Here is a 267-nt window from a genome sequence, read left to right on the forward strand (position 1 = left end):
CGAAGTCGTAACAAGGTAGCCGTACCGGAAGGTGCGGCTGGATCACCTCCTTTCTAAGGAGCACATGGCCGCTTGCAGGCGAATGTTCTGCACGGTCGCTCATGGGTGGAACGTTGACTATTCGGCACACTGGGTTGGCATTCGTTAGTACTGCTTCGGCGTGGAAGACGGATTGTTGATCGGGTGTGTTGGGCACGTTGTTGGGTCCTGAGGGAACGGCCGTATGGTCTGTTTCTTCAGTACTGCCGGTCTCATGCGAGGCGGTCC

General features: G+C 56.9%; 1 rRNA gene. It reads left to right on the forward strand.

Features of this window, described 5'->3' with window-relative positions:
- Positions 1 to 53: ribosomal RNA gene (locus tag PUR56_RS00235) — 16S ribosomal RNA — on the forward strand; the annotation flags it as partial.
- Positions 54 to 267: the final 214 nt, after the last annotated feature.

Source organism: Streptomyces sp. BE303, from assembly GCF_036290945.1.
Classification (GTDB): domain Bacteria; phylum Actinomycetota; class Actinomycetes; order Streptomycetales; family Streptomycetaceae; genus Kitasatospora.